The following is an 18,409-nucleotide window of genomic DNA, read 5'->3' as shown; positions in this document are numbered from 1 at the left end:
TATGTAAGTAGTAAAAACTATTTCGGGGCTTTAATTGTATTTTTCTTCTGTCTTAAACAGAGAAACATTACTTTTCTTGCTGAGCCAGTCGTTTAAAATTGCATCATTAATTTGTGCCTTTAAAACGTTGATAATTTGTGTTTGGGAAAAAGTCGCAATTTTATTAACTATTAATGAAGCAATTCCACAAGTAGTTATCCAGTTAGCAATAATAATACTTCTGATTTTTTCTGCAGAATACTTACTATCCGGAAATTGATCTTTAAATTTCTCAGTTCCAAAATCTATTAAAGTATCAGCGATTATTTCATTGCCACACTTACCTTCAACAAACATTGCTTTGAAGAGATTCTCTTGTTCTTGGGCAAAATCAATATACGATAAATCCATATCAATCAATGGTTCAGCAATATAGCTTTTCTGTAAAATTTTATTCTTTAAGTTGTCCGCAATTTTACGCAAAACCTCTTGGCGCAAATCTTCCATACTATCAAATTCAAGATATAAAGGCTGAGTAGAGAAATGGCCAGCCTTAGCAATGCTGCGGGCCGTTAAGCTTTCAACTCCATCCTTAACAACCATTTTATAAGCAATATTTAAGATCTTACTTTTTCCTATTTCTTTTTTTCTAGCCATTTTGATTTTTTCCTTGATTAACTTTAAACGTATTTTTTAGACCAGTTTCTAGAACTGGTATTGCCGCCGGTGAAATATATTTAAGCACACAAATGTAATGAGCAGTTAATCCTCATTATTCAAAAATTCATCATAATAAGTTGAAACCATATCACTTAATTCTTCTTTACTTAAGCCTTGAGCTGCACAAAATGAAAAGAAAGCAGCTGATAGAATATAGCCACGCTCAGAATCATCTGTTAGATTATCCGAAAAAGCCATATTAATGCTATGGTTCTGGTAGTCGGTTGTTAATTCAATAGATTTGTCTTCAGGAATATCGTTCATCATTATACCTCTAGATAAAAAGCTTTATTTAGCAAAAATTTAGTATTACACTATTAAGCTATAAAACAAAAAGCCTGCCAAATAAAAACATGAAATAAAATATTTTGGTCAGTTTAACGTAGAATCCATCTCTCAATCAATTCTTCAAATAGCTTAAAAATTAATAATTTTATTTTTAATTACTTATGTTATTTTTCTTAAAAATAACATCTTTTTACTATCATTAAGAATAGTAAATTTAAAAGTACTTTGTCAAGGACAAAGTACTTTTTTCTAACACAAAAGAATAAAGGATTTTTCTAACTTTTAATAAGCGATTTCAATTAATAACAATAATTAGAACTAGTTAAAAAAATTACAAACAAAAAATTACTATTGATAAAACAATTTAGTTACTTTGACATTTTTTTAAAAAACATTGCTAATAGTTATTTTATTCTTGAAAATTAGCAATTAACTCTTTTGCTTGATTTTTCCATCCATCATTTCATAAATGTGATCTGCGTATTGTTCTAGCCGCGGGTCATGTGTGACTAGCAAGACGGCTTTGTGATAATCTTTAGCTAATTTTTTAAACAATTGCCCTACTTCAGCCACATTCTCACTGTCAAGAGAAGCGGTAGGTTCATCGGCCAGCAAAATTTGCGGGTCAGCATAAAGAGCACGAGCAATAGCTGCACGCTGCTGTTGCCCACCTGATAGTTCATTAGGATACTTATTAATTAAAGAACTAATTTTCAGCTGCTTGAGTAATTCTTGCAATTTTGCAGCACTGATATTGCCCTCTTTTTTTACCTTATTAACTAATTCAAATTGCTCTTTAATTTTTAGAAACGGTACTAAGTTATAAGCCTGCAGTACAAAACCAAGTTGCGTTAGTCGTAAACGGTCACTTTCTCTAGTAGAAATATGCGCAATGTCCTGACCACCAACAATAACTTTGCCCGCAGTCGGTTTTTGCAAAGAGCCGGCAATTGTTAAAAAAGTGCTTTTACCAGCTCCTGACGGGCCCATAATTAATACCACTTCACCTAGGTTTGCCTTAAAATTAATGTTTTTTAACGCAACGACTTGTGCAGCCCCTGTACCATAAACTTTTTGAACATTCTTTAATTCAATAATTGCCATGTTATTCACCTATCGCCTGTGCTGGATCTACTTTTAATATTGATCTGACTGGAATTAAGCTGCCGATAATTGCAGTTACCAATAAGCCGATTGTTCCGGTCAAAATAATTTGGGGTGTAAAACTAATCGGAACAGCGGGCGGTAAAGCCTTGACTGTTATCATTGTGGCTATCAATCCGATAATTAAACCTGCAAGTACTAATATCAATGCCTGACTAATAGTTGCTTTAACTAATGTACTGCTGGGAATCCCCTGTGCACGCATAACCGCATAGTTATGTAATTTCTGCATCGTTAAAATATAGAGGAAAACTGCAATTATAATTAACGAAATAACATATAAAAAACCAATCATTAATTCAAAAGTCATATTTTGGGCAGTGTACCCCGGAAGTTTTTTAATAAACTGGTCAATGGGATAGGTCTTACAGTTTTGATAATTATATTTATAATCCGGATTACGAGACACTATTGCCGAAGCACGCAAGGTTGGCATTCCCTGACGTAATTTTTTCCAAGACTGCAACGTGCCATAAATAATTGGAGCAATATTGATTTTAGCTTTTTTAGCAAAGCCGACAATGCGGTACTTTTTAGTAGATCCGTTTAGCGCTAATTTATCGCCTAACTGGTAACCCTTAGCTTTAAAAGCCTGATCGACAGTTACTTCATAATTCTTTTTTGCTTTTCTACCTGCAATCAGTTCCTGATCATGATAAATAAACTGTTCCTTTTTAATTCCGATGAACTGCGCTGAAATTTGTGGTCGCTTTGAGTTTTTGACTACTACCGGAATTTGTCCAACTAGGGCTTCATCTTTAGTTAATGCGTCCTTTTTTAAGTCACTTTTTGTTAAAATCGATTGACTCATACTGACATTAGCATTTTTGTTTAAAACTACTTTCTGTGCATTCCAAGATTCTAGTGCCTGGGTATTTTCACTGGCCAAACCTGTTGCCAGTGCTGACAAAATAAATATTAGATAGCTAATCAAAAAGATCATTAAAATAATTAAGCCGTAACGAAGTTTTTCTCTTTTTATTTCTTTAATTGCTAAAAACATTAATTTTTCCCTCTGTTTAACAATTCCAAACTTGCCTTCAAGCGCTTCATAATAGCTGCTTTTTGTTCTGGATTCTCAAGAACCATCCTAATAGCTGCATGACTAAGTACCATAGCACTCCAATTTTGCGGATCTAATGCGGACAGTATTTTTGCCGGAAAATGATGATCAAATGTATTCTCGTTATACAAAATATGCATTTTAATTAATCCTGCATATGTACTTTCTTTTGTTTCTTCCAGGAAATGAGTTACATTATCGTAATACTGCTGTGCTTGAAATTGCGGCAATATTTTCACTGGTGAATGAACAGTTTTTAGAGCTAAATCATATATATAGTGATAAGCATCATTTAAATCCGTAAAATACTTATAAAAAGCGCCACGCGCAATCCCAGTCGCCTTAACTATTCGCGCTACCTGTGCTTTTGCCAAAGGATATTGACTGAATTCTTTCAGTAATGCACTTTCAATTTTTTGCTTTTTATCCTGTGGCAAGTTAATAAAAGTCGCCTTAACCATATTCTGATTCATCTCCTCTTCTTCTCGGTGACACTGTGTCACTTAAAAAGAATAATTCACTGACGATTAATCGTCAATTATAATGCTCATTTAATTGCCGCCAGCAAAAAAGACCTCTTATTGAGGTCTATTGCTTTTTATTCTAGTGTCAAAATACGATTATAGTAGTTTACCCGCGAAATGCCACTGCGATAAGAAACTTTTGCTAACGCACAATTGTCCATAGTTTCAAAGAAGTTCATATCACCTTGCGTAAAATAATGAGCAAACATCATTCTGATAAGAGTGCCATGACAAAATACCAAAACTTTTTTAGTTAAATAGTTCTTTTTCATATCAGCTAAAAAGCTGCCGCATCTTTCATCTAATGACTCAAATGATTCACCACTAGGTGCATATTTGATGTAAGCAGCAGCGGCCTTACCCCAAGGATCAATTGCGTCAGGATATTTTTGTCCTAATTCGGAAAGAAATTCACCATCCCACTCGCCAAAATTAATTTCTGTTAACCTCTGATCAATTTTAATTTCTTTTTGTCCCTTGGTGAAAATTTTAGCGGTGGTCAAAGACCTCTTTAAGGGACTTGAAAAGACCACGTCAAAACCAGAAGGATCAAAATTGGCAGCGGCTCTTTCAGCACTTGCACGGCCAACCTCATCCAAATCATGATCATAGACTGAACCTTGAATTCGGCCAGTTTTATTTAAATCAGTTTGACCATGACGAACAAAAACAATTTCCATAATAACCTCACATTTCTATGTCGTAAATATATTCTTTTACTCTAAATTCTTCAGCGTCGCCTAAAATCATACTCTGTCCGAAATATGTAAGTATTGTCGGTGCTAATATTTGGTACAAAATTAAAGCCAAAATCATGAAAGTCCTGCAATTGCTGCGGCTTACTCAATTGCTTTTCCGCAATATAACGCACCATTTCTCCACGCGCCATTTTGGCATGTACACCAACTGTCTTCCACTGACCATTTTTCTTTTCTTGAAAATCAATGCTAATCATTTGTCTGTTATTTGCTACAAAGGGCGTAATATTGCGCGAATATTCTTTTGAAGCTAAATTAATTAACACTTGATCTTCATTAAAAAGATTATCAGCGATTGTTGAACCCCAAAATTGGTATAAGTTGGGCTGACTAAACCCCCAAACTTTATTTTTCATTTCTAAACGGTAAGGCCATACTCCGTCAAAAGGCCGTAAAACACCATACAAACCCGATAATATCCGAACATTATCTTGTAAATAAGATAGAGCAGGGGCAGTAAACAGGTCAGCAGCCATGTATTGATACTGAATACCGGAATATGAAATAACGGCTGGAGTTAGATTGTCCTTTTGCTGCAAATTAAGTTCCTTAATTTGTCTTTGACCTTCCTTGGTCGTGCGTTCACTTGACTGCCAAATTTTTTGCAATTCGTTAAAACTACACTTTTTTAAAAAAGCAGCTAATGCTTGAGCTTGGGCTAAAAACTGCGGCTGCGACTTAGCAGGAAAAGATTCGCGGTCGACTATCATCTTCATCGCTGGTGAAATAATAATTTTCATCTTTACCACCTTTTGGGTTAAACTTATTACTGATATTTACTAGAGGAGAAAAATTAATGAATCCTGATTTTGCCATCGTATTAAATTTTAAACTAAAAAATGCTAAAGGTGTAGACGCTGATTTTTTAGTAAAAACTGCACGCAATATTGGTGCTCGCGCTGTTGCTACGGATGCATTTAAAACTGACTTTGAGAAAGCCTGCAAAAAGTATACTATTGCTTTAGTCACTACTGAATCCATTCAAGCTAACTATGAATTATCTGCCGCGAATGTGGTAGAGCAACTAGTTTCGCAGCGCAAAGCAGGACAACAAGTAATAATTGCTGTTCCCGTCACAGATGACGGCAATTTATTGGCAGAAACTAAAGCACTGCTTACGCAAATCAATAACTGGATGCATCTTTTTGGTCATGCCTTTAATGAAGGCGAGCCGTGTCATCTTACTATCAGCAATGTTAATGAAGATAATGGCTTTGTATTGCAAAATAGACACATGCTCTATCAGAAGTACATTTTCATCAAGACCCCATTACCTGAAATAATAAAAATTCACGGCTTAACCACTAAACCTAACCGCATTGAAATGGTTGCCCAAAGAACTGAACTTGATTTCACTTTTGCTGATAATGAATTGACTATCAACTTAAAAAATGCACCTAAAAGTGATTTTACCTGGCAAGTGATCAGGATTCAAGAGCATCGGCCAGAAGACGATATTAAAGAAACAAAGTTTTAAAAGTTAAAAACAGGGATGAAGAATTTGCTACTCTTCATCCCTGCTTTTTATTTAAGGTAATCCATAACTTGCTCAATATTTACTTCTTTTTTATCTTCTGGAATATTCTGATTATTTAGAATTTCAATTGCTTGCTGTACTAATGAATAAATTTGCTTGTCATCATTACTGTCAATAATGAGATAACTTATTTTAAAGTATGATTCCAAGTTTGAAGTATCTTTTTCTTCTAAAGACTTTTTAATTAAAAACCTAAAAATAGCCTTCATATTACGTGTCTTTTTATGCTTTTCCTGTTTTTTGTCATAAACGGGCAAAAATAGTGCAACGCAAACAGCTGCAATTTCGGCAAATGCTGTCACCCATTCTGACAAAGGTCCTATACCCATAGTCTCGCCTCCACAATTATTATACAAGTACTGGTTAAAAATAAAACGAGATTTTTTACTGAATAAATACTCATGAAAGCAAATATATTTCATATTGTATTCATTTATATAAAAAACTTTAACATTTTATTCCTATATGCGATATGATTATATTAAAGAACTGATTGTATTATTGAGGAGGTAAAATATGCAGTATAAAAAACCTTTTTATAAAAAATGGTGGTTCTGTGTTATTGTTATTTTTATAACTTTTTTTACTAATTTTGTTTCTGGTAACACAGGTATGCAAGATGCACAACAAACTGTTATTGCCAAATCTACCAAAGTAGTAAAAAGTAATGCGAAAAAAGTAGTTACTGAAAAAGTAACTGTTAAAAGAAGAAGAGCTACTCGCAAAAGAAAGTCAGTTGCAAAAAGAAAGCAAAAAAAGCGGAAAGGTGTCACCAAACGTAATATACGCAAAGTCTATATAGCTCCTAATTCAGGGAGAAGATACCATTTTAATCCGAGTTGTCGTGGTTTGCGCAGAGCGCATGGAAACATAACCAAGATATCATTAAAAAAGGCTATTAATCAAGGTTATACCTTATGTAAATGGGAAGATTAGGGAGAAGATTAAATAATGATCAAAATCGGTTTTAGAAAGCCTAGTTTAAGAAGGTCTATCTCTGCCAGAACAAAAGGAAGAGCAAAGAGGGCTATAAAAAGAGCTATTATTCCCAACTATGGTAAACGTGGAATGGGTTGGGCCCATCCAAAAAGAAAGCTATATAATACAATTTATCATAAGACCACCTTTGATACTCGTAAGTTATTTATTCATGACAGTTCTAGAAAAAATAAATAAGCATTTGGAACTATTTTTAAGCAGTATAAACTGAGTTATCAAAATAAGCAAAGTATGACTGCCGCCGAAAGCACAAATTCGTTTTTTTAAAATAAAAACCGAAAAGATTAAAAACTAATCGTAATTTATATTTTATTTTCAGAGTATAGCTACATAAAAAAAGACTACTAAATCATCGTTTTTAACGTATTCAGCGGTCTCTTTTTATTATATTGAAGTTTTTAAACTAATTAATTCATATTACAAAATCTTGAAATAGGTTAAGCCAACTACTACCACCATCATTGCAATAATTAACATTGCTGCATGTTTACCATTAGTCTTCTTTAAGATGTAGTAAACCAAAACAGTTACCAGTAGGCTTAACAGACCCGGCATAATTTTATCAAACATCGATTGCAAGCTAATGACATTGCCACCAACTTTGTTAGAGACATTAGAGTGAACAACAATTTTTAATGGTGTTTTGACTTTAATAACTGTTGAAATCAGAGCACCAACAACCATTAATCCAACTACATTAGCCATTGTGGAAATACGCTGGATGACATCGCTTTGTTCGTTATTATTTAAAAAAGCAATTCCCTTTTTATAACCAAATGAAACAGCATAGTATCTTGCTCCCATATTAATTATGTTATAGAGAATAAACATCAAAATTGGGCCAAAGATGCTGCCACCAAAAGCAATTGAGGCACCAATACTACCAACGATTGGCAACCATGTAAATTTAATCAGACTGTCGCCTAAACCGGCCAAAGGTCCCATTAACCCGGTTTTTAATGGATTGATCCCATCTTTTTCATCAGGAGATGTTGTTTCCTCCATTGCGGCTGATAATCCTAAAATTACAGCATCAAAATTAACGTGAGAATTATAGAAAACCAAATGCCGCTTCATAGCTTCTGATAAGTCTTTTTTATCAGGATAGATTTTTGCCAGAGCCGGTGCGATTGCCCGCATAAATCCTACACCTTGCAGCGTTTCATAATTTAAGGTAATGCGCATAGTATTGAGTCGCATAAACATGCGCCAAATATCTCTATTGTTCAATTTATGTTCAGGCGCAGTTAACTTTTCTTCACTCATAGGTCATAGTCCTCCTCATCGTCTTCTTCATCGCTGCTTGAATTATTTAATTGCGTGCTTGGTGAAACTTGCGCTTTAGCACTAGGCTCACGAGTTGCTCTTTCGTATAAGAAAGCAAACACCAAGGCGATCAACGTAATTGGTAAGATATCTAATTTTAAATAGGAAGATAAGACGAAACCTAAAATAATAAACATCCATAATTCACCTTTTTTAAGCATTGTCATCATTAATAATGCAATACCCACTGAAGGAATGATGGAACCTGCCGTGCTTAAGCCATTAATAATAAATTTTGGCAGGTCATTTATTGCTTGTTGAATGGCTCCTGCACCAAATTGCAGGGCTAAAAAAGTAGGGAATGCACAAGCAAAACCGTATAAAAATGCAGGTGGCCATGTTAGCCAAAATGTACCTTTAACATCAGCATTATCAGCTAGCCGTTTGGCCCAGCCGTTAAGAGAACAGTTAATTGTTTCGATTAAAACAAGTAGTTGTTGCGCCAAAATTGAAGTTGGAACAGCCAGTGTAATGGCAGTTGCCACCATTGTTGAAATATTGCCACTGGTGTTACCCATTATTGCAAGAGAAGTACTAATCATCGTACCGGTAATGATGTCTGGAGCCATATAGGCACCAACATCACCAATACCCATCCACATAACTTCAAGTGTTGCGCCAATAATAAGTCCAGCTTGCAAATTGCCTAAAATAATACCCACAATTGGTGCAATTAACAAAGGCCGCCTGAACATCTTTGTACTGACATTATCAATTCCTAAGAGAAAGGCCAAAGCCGTTAAGATAAAGACTTTCATTTTTGTAAAACCTCACTTAATTTAACTGCTCCATCTGTTGGAACCATTTGAATCTCTATATCTACTCCTAAATCCAGCAATTTCTCCAGTGATTTCTTTTCCTCATCAGTTAAGAAAACAGCTTTGGTATATTGTTTACGTTCATCATTGCCGCGAATGCCACCAATATTTAATTTTGGTATCTGATAACCACTGTCAACAATCTTTTCCACCGTAAATGGAGAGGCAAATAAAAGCATGGTTCTTCTTGTAACTGGGTTGTGAGGGACAATTTTTAAAAATTTCTCAGTTGAAAAAATATGTAATTTAACATTGCGCGGAACACTCATTTTTAGAACATTCGATTGAATTTTATCCTTGGCAACCTTATCATCAACAATGATCACTTGCTCAATCTGCTTAACATTAAGCCAAGTCGTTACCACTTGTCCGTGAATTAAACGGTCATCAATTCTACAAAATTCCACTGCCATCTTCGTCTTGCTCCTCTTCTTTAAATCTATCTGAAATATTCTGAAAGCCCATGTTATAGGACTTCTCTAGTGATTCTGCTAGTTCAGCCAAACTGCGATTGCGATTGGTGAATAAATCTAGCAACATTGGCAAGTTCAACCCGCTTAACACCAAGATGTTGTCTTTTTCTAAGCAAAAGGTGCCACTGACATTTGACGGGGTGCCACCTAAAATGTCGCATATAATGATGGTGCCATTACTGGTGTCAAGTTCATCATACATTTGATTCATTTTTTCTTTTGCCTGATCCAAGTTCAGGTCTTCAGTCACAGCCAAATAAGCACAATTATCTTGCTTACCTACAATCATTTCTGCGCTACGCAGTGCTTCTTTTGCCATGTAGCCATGACTAGCTAAAATCACTGCAACTGCGGAATTTTTATCTGCCATTTTCGTTCCCCTTTTCCAAGTAAAAATCTCTGGCTTTGTTAATTTCTGCCATAGTTAATTTAAAATGTTGCTGAAAGTAATTTTCAGGAGTACCAAAAAGCTCGTATATTTTATTGATTGCCGCTTTAATGTAACTTTCGCGCGTATCAATCATAGCCATTAAATAATCAAGATATGATTTTTTCTGAACCAGTTTATGATACAAGTCATACTTTAACTGGTTTCTTTCTTTGCGAATAATCTTAGTCAGCATGTAATCGCGCACGATATCTTCTTCTTTGATGTTCAATAGCAGCAATATCAGCATTGAGCCAAAACCGGTTCTATCTTTGCCACCACGGCAGTGGTGAAGTAATGGTAAAGCTTCTCTGCGCACCACAGCTTTTAGCATTCTGCCATAAGACTTTTGCGCAATCGGAGAGGTTACTAGGTCCTCATAACTTTCAATGACATTGTCGCCACGATCGTTGATATACCTTTCTGGGACTTCACCATTTTCCAAAGACTGTACCAGCTTTTCATTTTCACCTTTTAAATCAACTACATTTGCGGCAGCCTCAGAAAAACTTGACTGTGGATCACAATTGAGAATTTGTAAAACTGTAGGCAAATATTTATTGGGATGATACTGTCTTTCATGTGGTGAACGATAATCAACAATTGTTTGTAAGTTATAATTTGTTAATATTTGCTGGTCATTTTCATCCAGTTTTGATAACTGGTCTCCCCGAAACAAAACACCCCATTTTAAAAAGCGTCCATCCTTAGCCGCGTATCCGCCCATATCACGAATATTGATGGCATTTTCAAGTGGAATAACTCGTTCAGCAAAGATATTCGTCACAAAATGAGAAGCGGTGTTTTTGATAATATAGTATTTTGGCAAATTCTTGCGTGGAATTTTAACTGTAAAATCACCGCTAGAGCTTTCCGCTATAACCTTTTGTATTTTTTCAAGTTCTGGTACATCACCTATTAAAAGCTGATAAGGGCCATTGTTCTCATTCTGCAATTTAATTATCAGTTGCTCGCCATCACGTTTCATAGAAATGTTCGGTAAAATGTATGGTTGCTTTTTCATTAGCTTTTGATACCCCTTTCATTAATGATAATACTACAAGAAAATATTTTTCTCAATTTATTTTTTTAGAAAATTATTTTCATTTTTGATAAAATGTAGTACAATGAAAAAAAGCAAATCTATCCGCTTACAATAAACTTTAAGGCTTTCTAGGGAGGAAATTATTTTGAATCCACTTATAGCAATCCAAAAAAATTATTTGAATTTTTCTAAAAATGAAAAAGTTATTGCTAATTATATTTTGCAAAACAGTCCTCAGATAAATAATATGAAAATTACTGAACTGGCACGTCACACTTCAACCTCTATTTCAACCATTACCAGGTTCGTCAAGAAAATCGGCTGTCAAAGTTATTCCGACATGAAGGTTAGCATTGGTCATCATTTAATTAATACTGTTCCTAAACAAAAAGATGACATTTTAAGTGAAGTTTTTACTTTTTATCAAACAGTTATTAAAAATACTCAGCAAATGATAGATCAAAGTCTAATCAAGCAGTTTATTGCGTTGTTAAAAAAGCAAGAACATATTATTGTAATTGGTTCCAGTAGTTCCGGTGTTTCTGCTGCTACATTTGGTCTGAGACTTATGCGCATGGGTTTCGATGCTCAAAGCTTCAGCGATCCAAATTGGATGGAAATGCGTGCTAGTATTGCCAACAGTAATGATCTTTTTTTAGCTGTATCAAATAGCGGTACAACTGACTGCATTGTTAAAACACTGACCTTAGCGCAGAAACATCACGCAAAAATTGTTTCGATTACCAGTTATCTCGAAAATCCGGTTGCCCAACTTAGTAACCTGATTTTTCACGTATATAATCCGCGCTTTGCTAATAACGAGAAATTTATTAATTCCCAGTTTTCGAATATGTACCTAATTGATATTTTAACTTCATGCTTGCAAGAAGAAACTGATTTACAAGAGTCAATGCTTACTACTAGAAAAGCTGTGGGCGATATTTAGCAATAAAAAGGCCCCAAAAGTTAGACAACTTTTGGGGCTTAGTACATTTTATTTACGTCTTTTTATTATTCTAATAGTAAATATGTAATTATTTACTTCCTTCAGCTCTCGACTTATAGGAACCTTCAGCTGTATTAATAACCAGCTCCTCCCCTTCTTTAATAAAGTCGGGAACTTGAACTACTAATCCGGTTTCCATTGTGGCAGGTTTACCAGAACCAGTAACAGTAGCACCTTTAATGCCAGGTTCAGTATGAGTTACTTTCATCGTTACAGTTGACGGTAATTCCACACCCAGCAATTTACTGTCATTAGCAAATTCCAACTGAACTTCAATATTAGGCATCAGATAAAGTTTGTCATCACCTAATTGTTCACTTGAAACTTCATATTGTTCGTAAGTTTCAGTATCCATGAAAGTATAAATATCACCCTCATTATAAAGATATTGTGCGTTTTTCTTAGTGATATCAACTAAATCTACTTTCTCAGTTGGACGCATAGTCTTATGAACCACAGCACCACTTTCAACGTTGCGCAAATCCATTTGCATAACGGTGTTGCCCTTTCCCGGCTTATGGTGGTTAGCTTTCAAAACCCGAATTAATTTGCCGTCTTGACTAAAAACCATACCTTTTTTTAAGTTTATTGCTTGTACCATTTTTTACTCCTTTAAATCCATTTATTAAATTAATTATTGACTTCAGGAAACCACGCCGGAGGTAAAGCAAACTTTTTTATCAATAATAAATAAATCTCATTCATAATGATTAGTATAGCAAAATTTGGACTTTATCAACACCATAAAATCAATCATTTTAAATAAACTAAAAAGTTGAGACTTACATGTTAACTTGAGTTCCAACGTTATGCTTTACAGCGTTATTATAAATAGACTTTGCGGCCATTAGATCTTGAGCCGCGATACCAACCGTTTCAAAGAAAATTACTTCGTTATCATTTTCGCGTCCTGTTAATTCGCCGCTCACGACTTGACCAATTTCACCAGTAAAGTCGGCATTAGAAATCAAGCCTTTATTTAACGGAATAATTATGTCACCCGATTCAGCCAAAACAGCGTCTTTAGAATCAAAGTAAATTTTATCCGCTTTAGCAACCAGTTCTGCTGGTGTTTCTTCCATCTGTGGTTGATAGGCACCTACACCGCAAATAGTAGCACCTTGCTTAATAAAGTGAGCATCATAAACTGGTTTAGTTGACGGCGTGACAGATATGACCACATCTGCATCCCTGACAGCATCATTTCCAGTCTTAACCGCCGTGATTTTGGTGTGGTATTGCGCCAAGTCCTTTTGCATTTTCACAGCAAACTTTTGAGCACGTTCAAAATCAAGGTCACTCACGGCCACCTCATCCAGGTCTCGCACAATCAACATGGCTTCAAGCTGAGTTGCCGCCTGTCCGCCAGTGCCAATTAAGGCACCCTTCCTGCAATTCTTTTTTGCCAAGTACTTGAGTGCAACTCCTGCAGCAGAGCCGGTGCGTAATTGGGTTACATAATTACCGTCCAATATAGCATTAACTATACCGGTTTGAGCATCGATATTTAGAACTTGGGCATTAATAGAAGGTACTCCCTGACTAATATTTTCAGGAAACATATTCAATACCTTCACGCATGCAGCTTCGTAATCTTCACAAAAAGCGGGCATACATAAGAAAGTATCCTTACCATTTTGCTTAAGAATTTGCGTTCTTAATGGTACATCTACTTTGCCGGCAGAAAAGTAACGAAAAGCGTCACTGACCGCAGCAATACAATCTTTTAATGAATAACATTTTTCAATATCATTTCGGTTTAACAGTAACATCTATTCCTCCTGTTATCTCTCAATATCATAATTCTAAAGCCTACTATAAGTTAAAGTTATCCCCGCTACATGTTAGATTTGTTTGAGATAAATTTTGTCAATAACATGGCCAGCAGTTTTATGCAAAATCAAACTGGCACGCGGCTTGGTAGGGGCAATATATTCCCGCAAATTAACCAAATTTACCATTTGCCAAGTTTCTTGTGCAAACCTAAGAGCTTCATCCCGTGGCCCATTAGCCATTTCATAATAAAAGTTATGTGGATTATTTTTATTGAGCTCCATCAGTCTGACAAAACGCTGCATGAACCATTTTTCAATCAGGTCTTCTGGTGCATCAATATAAATCGAAAAATCGAAAAAGTCGCTGGTTACAATTTGACCATTGGTAGGCAGTTGCAACGTGTTAATTCCCTCAATAATTAAAATATCAGGCTCACATACGTGTCCATATTTTCCGGGAACAATATCACTTAACTCCTGAGAATATAGTGGGTAAACAATGTCTTTCTTGCCACTTAAGACATCTTGTAAAAAATTAATAAGCAAGTTCATATTATAACTTTCGGGAAAACCTTTGCGGTCGGTTAAATTGCGCCTGGTTAATTCTTGATTGGAATAAATAAAACCATCTGTAGTCATTAAGTGCACTTTTAAACCTGGATATGAACGACTAAGTAATATTTGCAAAAGCCGTGCAGTAGTTGACTTCCCCACTGCTACGGAACCTGAAATGCCAATAATAAAGGGGGCGCTTGCAACTTTTTGGTGTAAAAAACGCCCTTGCTTTTGCTGCAAAGTCCGCTTTTCTTGATAGACTAAATAAAGATATTTGATTAAACTGCCGTATACCTCTTGCACATCAGTTAAATTGATAATATCTCCTAAAGATTTAATCTTAGCCAATTCATCTTGAGTTATTTTAACCGGTTCAGTGGCAGACAGTGACTGCCATTCTTCTCTATTATACTGTAAATAATTTTTCATCCTAGATATCCCTGAATTTTAATTCTTATAATATAGTAAAATAAAAACATAAAGTTCTTTAATTAATTTCCTTAATCATACAGAAAGGCAAAACTATGAAAAAAATAATCTTATTTGGTGACTCCCTGTTTAATGGTTATCGTGCTGGTCATGATACTAAAATAGTAACTACTGGAGTGCAAAAAGAGTTTGCTGGTCAAGCTCAAATTAGCAACTTATCTTTAAGTGGTGCCACAACAACTCAAGGCAAGCAGCGTTTAAACTTAATTCCAACAGATTCTGACATAGTGGTCCTTGAATATGGTACAAACGACATGTCTACTGGTTGGGGAATCAGTAGTGCTGAGTATGCCGCCAATCTTAACGACATGGTTAAAAGTATTGGTGCTTCAAAAATGATTATTGTAGGTCCCGCTTATGAGGATCCTAATAATAAGTATATTATGCAATACTACAATCACCAAAATATGACAATTTATAATCAAATCGCTATAGATTGTGCCCGCAAATATAACATTCCTTTCATTAACTTGATCGCTAATTTTTGTCAGTTAAAAAATTTATCTTCATATTACCAAGAAGATGGACAGCATCTTACAGCTGCAGGAAATCAAATCTTAATTAACCTGGTAGTAGCGGCAATTAAACAAAAACTTGCACAATTATAGTGCAAGTTTTCATCTTATAAATCCTTATACATCATTACATGCTTAATGTCAGCTTCTGTAAAAGGCTCACCTTTAGTATGGTAGCCTAAAAAGTCGTAGAAGGGTTTAGCCTGCCATTGTGCATGACAATAAAGGCGGTCAACTCCCTGATTACGCAAGTATTCATGAACCTGAGTCATCATTTTGGTACCCAGTTTTTGCCCGCGGGCCGTTTTAGCAACTGCTACTCTGCCTAACAACCACTTGCCTTTTTCTTGAAAAATGCGGCAAACAGCCAGAGCGTTTGTTTTTTGATCATTCAGTAAATAGACTTGAATGGCATCCAAATCTTCGTCATCCAGCTCGGGTACCGTAATTTCCTGTTCCGTTACAAATGTATCTATCCGCAAACGAGCAACGCAAAACATTTCCCGCCCAGTCATTTGCGCAACTGTTTTAAACGTAAATTTTTCACTTTCAGTCATAGAATCACCTATTTTTCTATATATGTTTCTGGGTCTACTTCAAGAAGTGGGCTCTTTTCATTTGCATAAATAATATCAAGCTTGTACATTGCACGAGAAGTAATTGTGTAGACAAGTTGTGTTTCATCAATGCGATGATAATTTTCTTTTGAAGCAGCCCACATAATGACTGCGTCAAATTCCAGACCCTTAGCTAAATATGACGGGATGACAAGAGTACCATCTACCAAACGTTGATTGGCAGTAGCAATCAACGTCGCCTTCACCCTATCCTCTTTTAGTTGCTGCGCTACAATTTTCGCGCTGGCTAAATCTTTGGTGATGATTGCCGTTGTTAATTTGGCTTGATCATTTTCACTTAAAATTTGTTCTAGTACCTGCATAGCAGCAGTATTATTAGACCGCCCCCACAGAACTGGTTTAGGTCCTTGACGGTTAAATGCTTCAATTTTTTCGCCTTGCCGCAAAATTTGCTTGGTAAATTCTGTTAGTTGCTTGGTTGAGCGATATGATTTGGTTAATTGCACCACATCCGTTTTTTCAGGATCAAACAGACCACTAATCTGCTTAAGCAGGCTCCTGCTTTCGTCTTTAGTAAAAATAGCCTGATTTAAGTCACCCAGCATCGTAAATTTGGCGCGGGGAAAATTATACTTGAGATAACAAAGTTGAAACGGGGTATAATCTTGAATTTCATCAATAAAAGCATAGCGCATTTCATAATCCACGTGACGACCCGTAATTAGATCATAAAGATACAAATACGCTGAAACATCATTCATATGAATATAATGTTTCATAAAGCTTTGCTTAACATCTTCAACATGTTTTTCCCAGTCTTTTTCGCTAATTTGCCATTTAGCTAAATCAGTCATTTTAGGAACTGCACGTAAAAAGCTCAGATATTGGGCACGCATGTTAATAAAATTATTGCGTCTTATTTGCTGGAAAACTTTTTCCAGTGCTTTGACCACGATTTTACGGCTGAGGAATTTTTCCTCTTTTTCTTCAGATTCAAATTCTTGGTCCGGTCGATCATACAAAGCATTCAATTGCTCTTGGCTCAAGTTTTGGATAGCGTCAGATACCCATGCTTTTTTAGTTTCACCATTAATTTTACGATTAAGTGACTTAATTAATTCTTCACGTGTAGCATCAATTCTGTTACTTAAATTATAATTGGAATTAAATGAATAGTAGAGCTCACTGATTTTTTCTTTCGTAAAAAATGGTTTCTTTTTATTGCGGAAGTAAATATTTTTAAAAATTACCCCCCGATTATTAAGGTGTTTAGCATAATGATGTAATAAATTAAAGAAGTTGGTAGAGTCCTTAAACTGGCTGATAGCAGAATCAGCTGCGCTATCTTCAAATTGGTCAAACAAGTTTTCGACTGTCATTCCCGGCAGTCTCCTCGCCACAAACTGCCAATAGGTCATTTGCACCATGTTTTGTTCACCCATTTCAGGTAAAACATTCTTGATGTAATCATTAAACAATTGGTTTGGACTGAACATAATGACATCACTACTAGTGAGGTTGCCCCGATAGCGATAAAGCAGGTAAGCTATTCTTTGCAAGATGGCAGAAGTTTTACCAGAACCAGCTGCACCTTGAACAAAAAGCAAGTCGGCACTGGTATTTCTAATGATCTTATTCTGCTCCCGCTGAATAGTCGTGACAATTGATTTCATCTGGGTGCCGGATTTTTCACCCAAAACTTCCAGCAACATCTGATCGCCAATGGATTCATTGGTATCAAACATATTAACGATCTTGCCATCCTTAATCATGAACTGCCGCTTTTTAGTCATATCAACGGTAATTTCACCTTCAGGTGACATATAAGAAACTTTCCCAATTTTCCCATCATAATAAATTGAAGAAATTGGTGCCCGCCAATCATAAATCAGAAAATGGTTATTTTTATCAGCAAAGGAGCCCAAACCAATATAAATAGTCTCTGGCTTCTCCTTGTTCTCTTTAAAATCTACTCTGGCAAAATATGGCCTTTGTTCTAACTTTTGCACTGTACTCAGCTGCTTTGCGGCATGTTGCCAGGCATTTTGACGTTCATCAAGCAGTTGCTGCTGTTGGTGAATAGACAATGCAGTTTCCATTGACGTTGAATAACCGTCATAATCTAGTTTTACATCATCAAAAAAGTGTGAATTAAGATCTTGGGCCTCACCTTCAGCGGACTTAATTGACGAAGACAACTCGGACTTTTTAGCTCTAATCATTTTCAAAATCCGGTCGAGATGTTTTTGCTCAAATTCTTTATCATCCATCGCTTTTGTCATAAACTCACCTATTTTTTCAAAACTTGCATTCTATTTTACCATGAAATCGGTTTATATTAAAATCCTGCACTTATTTTTTTAACCAGTA

At 35.5% G+C, this 18,409-nt stretch carries 23 protein-coding genes; 5 read left to right on the top strand and 18 right to left on the bottom strand.

Annotated elements, in window-relative coordinates:
* Positions 1-30 precede the first annotated feature (30 nt).
* From AAA915_RS04205 to yaaA, 7 genes are all read right to left on the bottom strand, one after another.
* Positions 31-636, bottom strand: coding sequence for a TetR/AcrR family transcriptional regulator (locus AAA915_RS04205; RefSeq protein ID WP_046324228.1), 606 nt, complete (start codon positions 634-636; stop codon positions 31-33).
* A 105-nt stretch (positions 637-741) separates the two neighbouring features.
* On the bottom strand, positions 742-963 hold the full coding sequence (locus tag AAA915_RS04200; RefSeq protein WP_046324227.1) for a hypothetical protein: 222 nt from the start codon (positions 961-963) through the stop codon (positions 742-744).
* A gap of 453 nt (positions 964-1,416) precedes the next feature.
* Positions 1,417-2,091: an ABC transporter ATP-binding protein gene (locus tag AAA915_RS04195; RefSeq protein WP_338200112.1), complete on the bottom strand. Its 675-nt coding sequence runs from the start codon at positions 2,089-2,091 to the stop codon at positions 1,417-1,419.
* A gap of 1 nt (position 2,092) precedes the next feature.
* A complete protein-coding gene (locus AAA915_RS04190; RefSeq protein ID WP_338200110.1) occupies positions 2,093-3,154 on the bottom strand; it encodes an ABC transporter permease in 1,062 nt (353 codons plus the stop codon).
* The gene (locus tag AAA915_RS04185; protein ID WP_294879380.1) at positions 3,154-3,687 is read right to left on the bottom strand and encodes a TetR/AcrR family transcriptional regulator; all 534 of its coding nucleotides are present in this window, start codon (positions 3,685-3,687) and stop codon (positions 3,154-3,156) included. The genes AAA915_RS04190 and AAA915_RS04185 overlap by 1 nt, the downstream gene beginning before the upstream one ends.
* Before the next feature lie 125 nt (positions 3,688-3,812).
* The gene (locus AAA915_RS04180) at positions 3,813-4,418 is read right to left on the bottom strand and encodes a histidine phosphatase family protein (protein WP_338200107.1); all 606 of its coding nucleotides are present in this window, start codon (positions 4,416-4,418) and stop codon (positions 3,813-3,815) included.
* A 50-nt stretch (positions 4,419-4,468) separates the two neighbouring features.
* Positions 4,469-5,236 carry a peroxide stress protein YaaA gene (gene yaaA, locus AAA915_RS04175; protein WP_338200105.1) on the bottom strand — a complete coding sequence of 256 codons (768 nt, stop codon included), beginning with the start codon at positions 5,234-5,236 and terminating at the stop codon, positions 4,469-4,471.
* Positions 5,237-5,292: 56 nt separating this feature from the next.
* On the opposite strand from yaaA, the gene AAA915_RS04170 reads away from it, so the two are divergent.
* On the top strand, positions 5,293-5,973 hold the full coding sequence (locus AAA915_RS04170; protein ID WP_338200103.1) for a hypothetical protein: 681 nt from the start codon (positions 5,293-5,295) through the stop codon (positions 5,971-5,973).
* A gap of 47 nt (positions 5,974-6,020) precedes the next feature.
* Here AAA915_RS04170 and AAA915_RS04165 read toward each other — a convergent pair whose 3' ends face one another.
* Positions 6,021-6,362, bottom strand: coding sequence for a hypothetical protein (locus AAA915_RS04165; RefSeq protein ID WP_338200101.1), 342 nt, complete (start codon positions 6,360-6,362; stop codon positions 6,021-6,023).
* A gap of 187 nt (positions 6,363-6,549) precedes the next feature.
* Here AAA915_RS04165 and AAA915_RS04160 point away from each other — a divergent pair, with 187 nt between their 5' ends.
* Entirely contained in the window at positions 6,550-6,969 is a 420-nt protein-coding gene (locus tag AAA915_RS04160) for a hypothetical protein (protein ID WP_338200099.1), read from the top strand.
* An 18-nt stretch (positions 6,970-6,987) separates the two neighbouring features.
* The gene (locus tag AAA915_RS04155; protein ID WP_338200254.1) at positions 6,988-7,209 is read left to right on the top strand and encodes a hypothetical protein; all 222 of its coding nucleotides are present in this window, start codon (positions 6,988-6,990) and stop codon (positions 7,207-7,209) included.
* Positions 7,210-7,449: 240 nt separating this feature from the next.
* On the opposite strand, the gene AAA915_RS04150 is transcribed toward AAA915_RS04155, so the two are convergent.
* From AAA915_RS04150 to AAA915_RS04130, 5 genes are read right to left on the bottom strand one after another with little or no spacing between them, the layout of a single operon-like run.
* On the bottom strand, positions 7,450-8,298 hold the full coding sequence (locus tag AAA915_RS04150) for a PTS system mannose/fructose/sorbose family transporter subunit IID (protein ID WP_110445528.1): 849 nt from the start codon (positions 8,296-8,298) through the stop codon (positions 7,450-7,452).
* Positions 8,295-9,116 carry a PTS mannose/fructose/sorbose/N-acetylgalactosamine transporter subunit IIC gene (locus AAA915_RS04145; RefSeq protein WP_122037219.1) on the bottom strand — a complete coding sequence of 274 codons (822 nt, stop codon included), beginning with the start codon at positions 9,114-9,116 and terminating at the stop codon, positions 8,295-8,297. The genes AAA915_RS04150 and AAA915_RS04145 overlap by 4 nt, the downstream gene beginning before the upstream one ends.
* Positions 9,113-9,589, bottom strand: a complete 477-nt coding sequence (locus tag AAA915_RS04140) for a PTS sugar transporter subunit IIB (protein WP_122037218.1) — start codon at positions 9,587-9,589, stop codon at positions 9,113-9,115. Before AAA915_RS04140 ends, AAA915_RS04145 begins: the two co-directional genes overlap by 4 nt.
* Positions 9,570-10,019 (bottom strand): PTS sugar transporter subunit IIA, encoded by a 450-nt coding sequence (locus AAA915_RS04135; protein WP_122037217.1) that lies wholly within the window; start codon positions 10,017-10,019, stop codon positions 9,570-9,572. Before AAA915_RS04135 ends, AAA915_RS04140 begins: the two co-directional genes overlap by 20 nt.
* Entirely contained in the window at positions 10,009-11,100 is a 1,092-nt protein-coding gene (locus AAA915_RS04130) for a tyrosine-protein phosphatase (protein WP_187156850.1), read from the bottom strand. Before AAA915_RS04130 ends, AAA915_RS04135 begins: the two co-directional genes overlap by 11 nt.
* Before the next feature lie 166 nt (positions 11,101-11,266).
* On the opposite strand from AAA915_RS04130, the gene AAA915_RS04125 reads away from it, so the two are divergent.
* Positions 11,267-12,067, top strand: coding sequence for a MurR/RpiR family transcriptional regulator (locus tag AAA915_RS04125; protein ID WP_187156851.1), 801 nt, complete (start codon positions 11,267-11,269; stop codon positions 12,065-12,067).
* 88 nt (positions 12,068-12,155) lie between these two features.
* On the opposite strand, the gene efp is transcribed toward AAA915_RS04125, so the two are convergent.
* The 3 genes from efp to coaA all read right to left on the bottom strand — a co-directional run bounded on the left by efp (position 12,156) and on the right by coaA (position 14,886).
* Positions 12,156-12,728, bottom strand: a complete 573-nt coding sequence (gene efp / locus AAA915_RS04120) for an elongation factor P (RefSeq protein WP_046324214.1) — start codon at positions 12,726-12,728, stop codon at positions 12,156-12,158.
* Between the two features lie 181 nt (positions 12,729-12,909).
* Positions 12,910-13,899: an ornithine cyclodeaminase family protein gene (locus AAA915_RS04115; RefSeq protein WP_187156852.1), complete on the bottom strand. Its 990-nt coding sequence runs from the start codon at positions 13,897-13,899 to the stop codon at positions 12,910-12,912.
* A 72-nt stretch (positions 13,900-13,971) separates the two neighbouring features.
* Positions 13,972-14,886: a type I pantothenate kinase gene (gene coaA / locus AAA915_RS04110; protein WP_338200088.1), complete on the bottom strand. Its 915-nt coding sequence runs from the start codon at positions 14,884-14,886 to the stop codon at positions 13,972-13,974.
* Between the two features lie 95 nt (positions 14,887-14,981).
* On the opposite strand from coaA, the gene AAA915_RS04105 reads away from it, so the two are divergent.
* Entirely contained in the window at positions 14,982-15,554 is a 573-nt protein-coding gene (locus tag AAA915_RS04105) for an SGNH/GDSL hydrolase family protein (protein WP_338200086.1), read from the top strand.
* 14 nt (positions 15,555-15,568) lie between these two features.
* Here the strand turns inward: AAA915_RS04105 and AAA915_RS04100 are convergent, their stop codons facing one another.
* Positions 15,569-16,018, bottom strand: coding sequence for a GNAT family N-acetyltransferase (locus AAA915_RS04100; protein WP_338200084.1), 450 nt, complete (start codon positions 16,016-16,018; stop codon positions 15,569-15,571).
* Between the two features lie 8 nt (positions 16,019-16,026).
* The gene (helD, locus tag AAA915_RS04095; RefSeq protein WP_338200082.1) at positions 16,027-18,321 is read right to left on the bottom strand and encodes an RNA polymerase recycling motor HelD; all 2,295 of its coding nucleotides are present in this window, start codon (positions 18,319-18,321) and stop codon (positions 16,027-16,029) included.
* Between the last annotated feature and the right edge of the window lie 88 nt (positions 18,322-18,409).

It is taken from the genome of Lactobacillus rizhaonensis, assembly GCF_036246345.1.
GTDB lineage: Bacteria > Bacillota > Bacilli > Lactobacillales > Lactobacillaceae > Lactobacillus > Lactobacillus rizhaonensis.
This window is presented reverse-complemented; position numbering and strand designations above follow the sequence as displayed.

Coding starts and splice junctions, on each gene's coding strand:
- AAA915_RS04205 (WP_046324228.1), bottom strand. CDS start 636: ATGGCTAGAAAAAAAGAAATAGGAAAAAGTAAGATCTTAAATATTGCT.
- AAA915_RS04130 (WP_187156850.1), bottom strand. CDS start 11,100: ATGAAAAAGCAACCATACATTTTACCGAACATTTCTATGAAACGTGAT.
- AAA915_RS04105 (WP_338200086.1), top strand. CDS start 14,982: ATGAAAAAAATAATCTTATTTGGTGACTCCCTGTTTAATGGTTATCGT.
- helD (WP_338200082.1), bottom strand. CDS start 18,321: ATGACAAAAGCGATGGATGATAAAGAATTTGAGCAAAAACATCTCGAC.
- AAA915_RS04170 (WP_338200103.1), top strand. CDS start 5,293: ATGAATCCTGATTTTGCCATCGTATTAAATTTTAAACTAAAAAATGCT.
- AAA915_RS04180 (WP_338200107.1), bottom strand. CDS start 4,418: ATGGAAATTGTTTTTGTTCGTCATGGTCAAACTGATTTAAATAAAACT.
- AAA915_RS04165 (WP_338200101.1), bottom strand. CDS start 6,362: ATGGGTATAGGACCTTTGTCAGAATGGGTGACAGCATTTGCCGAAATT.
- AAA915_RS04135 (WP_122037217.1), bottom strand. CDS start 10,019: ATGGCAGATAAAAATTCCGCAGTTGCAGTGATTTTAGCTAGTCATGGC.
- AAA915_RS04160 (WP_338200099.1), top strand. CDS start 6,550: ATGCAGTATAAAAAACCTTTTTATAAAAAATGGTGGTTCTGTGTTATT.
- AAA915_RS04195 (WP_338200112.1), bottom strand. CDS start 2,091: ATGGCAATTATTGAATTAAAGAATGTTCAAAAAGTTTATGGTACAGGG.
- AAA915_RS04150 (WP_110445528.1), bottom strand. CDS start 8,298: ATGAGTGAAGAAAAGTTAACTGCGCCTGAACATAAATTGAACAATAGA.
- AAA915_RS04190 (WP_338200110.1), bottom strand. CDS start 3,154: ATGTTTTTAGCAATTAAAGAAATAAAAAGAGAAAAACTTCGTTACGGC.
- AAA915_RS04140 (WP_122037218.1), bottom strand. CDS start 9,589: ATGGCAGTGGAATTTTGTAGAATTGATGACCGTTTAATTCACGGACAA.
- AAA915_RS04185 (WP_294879380.1), bottom strand. CDS start 3,687: ATGAATCAGAATATGGTTAAGGCGACTTTTATTAACTTGCCACAGGAT.
- coaA (WP_338200088.1), bottom strand. CDS start 14,886: ATGAAAAATTATTTACAGTATAATAGAGAAGAATGGCAGTCACTGTCT.
- yaaA (WP_338200105.1), bottom strand. CDS start 5,236: ATGAAAATTATTATTTCACCAGCGATGAAGATGATAGTCGACCGCGAA.
- AAA915_RS04115 (WP_187156852.1), bottom strand. CDS start 13,899: ATGTTACTGTTAAACCGAAATGATATTGAAAAATGTTATTCATTAAAA.
- AAA915_RS04100 (WP_338200084.1), bottom strand. CDS start 16,018: ATGACTGAAAGTGAAAAATTTACGTTTAAAACAGTTGCGCAAATGACT.
- AAA915_RS04145 (WP_122037219.1), bottom strand. CDS start 9,116: ATGAAAGTCTTTATCTTAACGGCTTTGGCCTTTCTCTTAGGAATTGAT.
- AAA915_RS04200 (WP_046324227.1), bottom strand. CDS start 963: ATGAACGATATTCCTGAAGACAAATCTATTGAATTAACAACCGACTAC.
- efp (WP_046324214.1), bottom strand. CDS start 12,728: ATGGTACAAGCAATAAACTTAAAAAAAGGTATGGTTTTTAGTCAAGAC.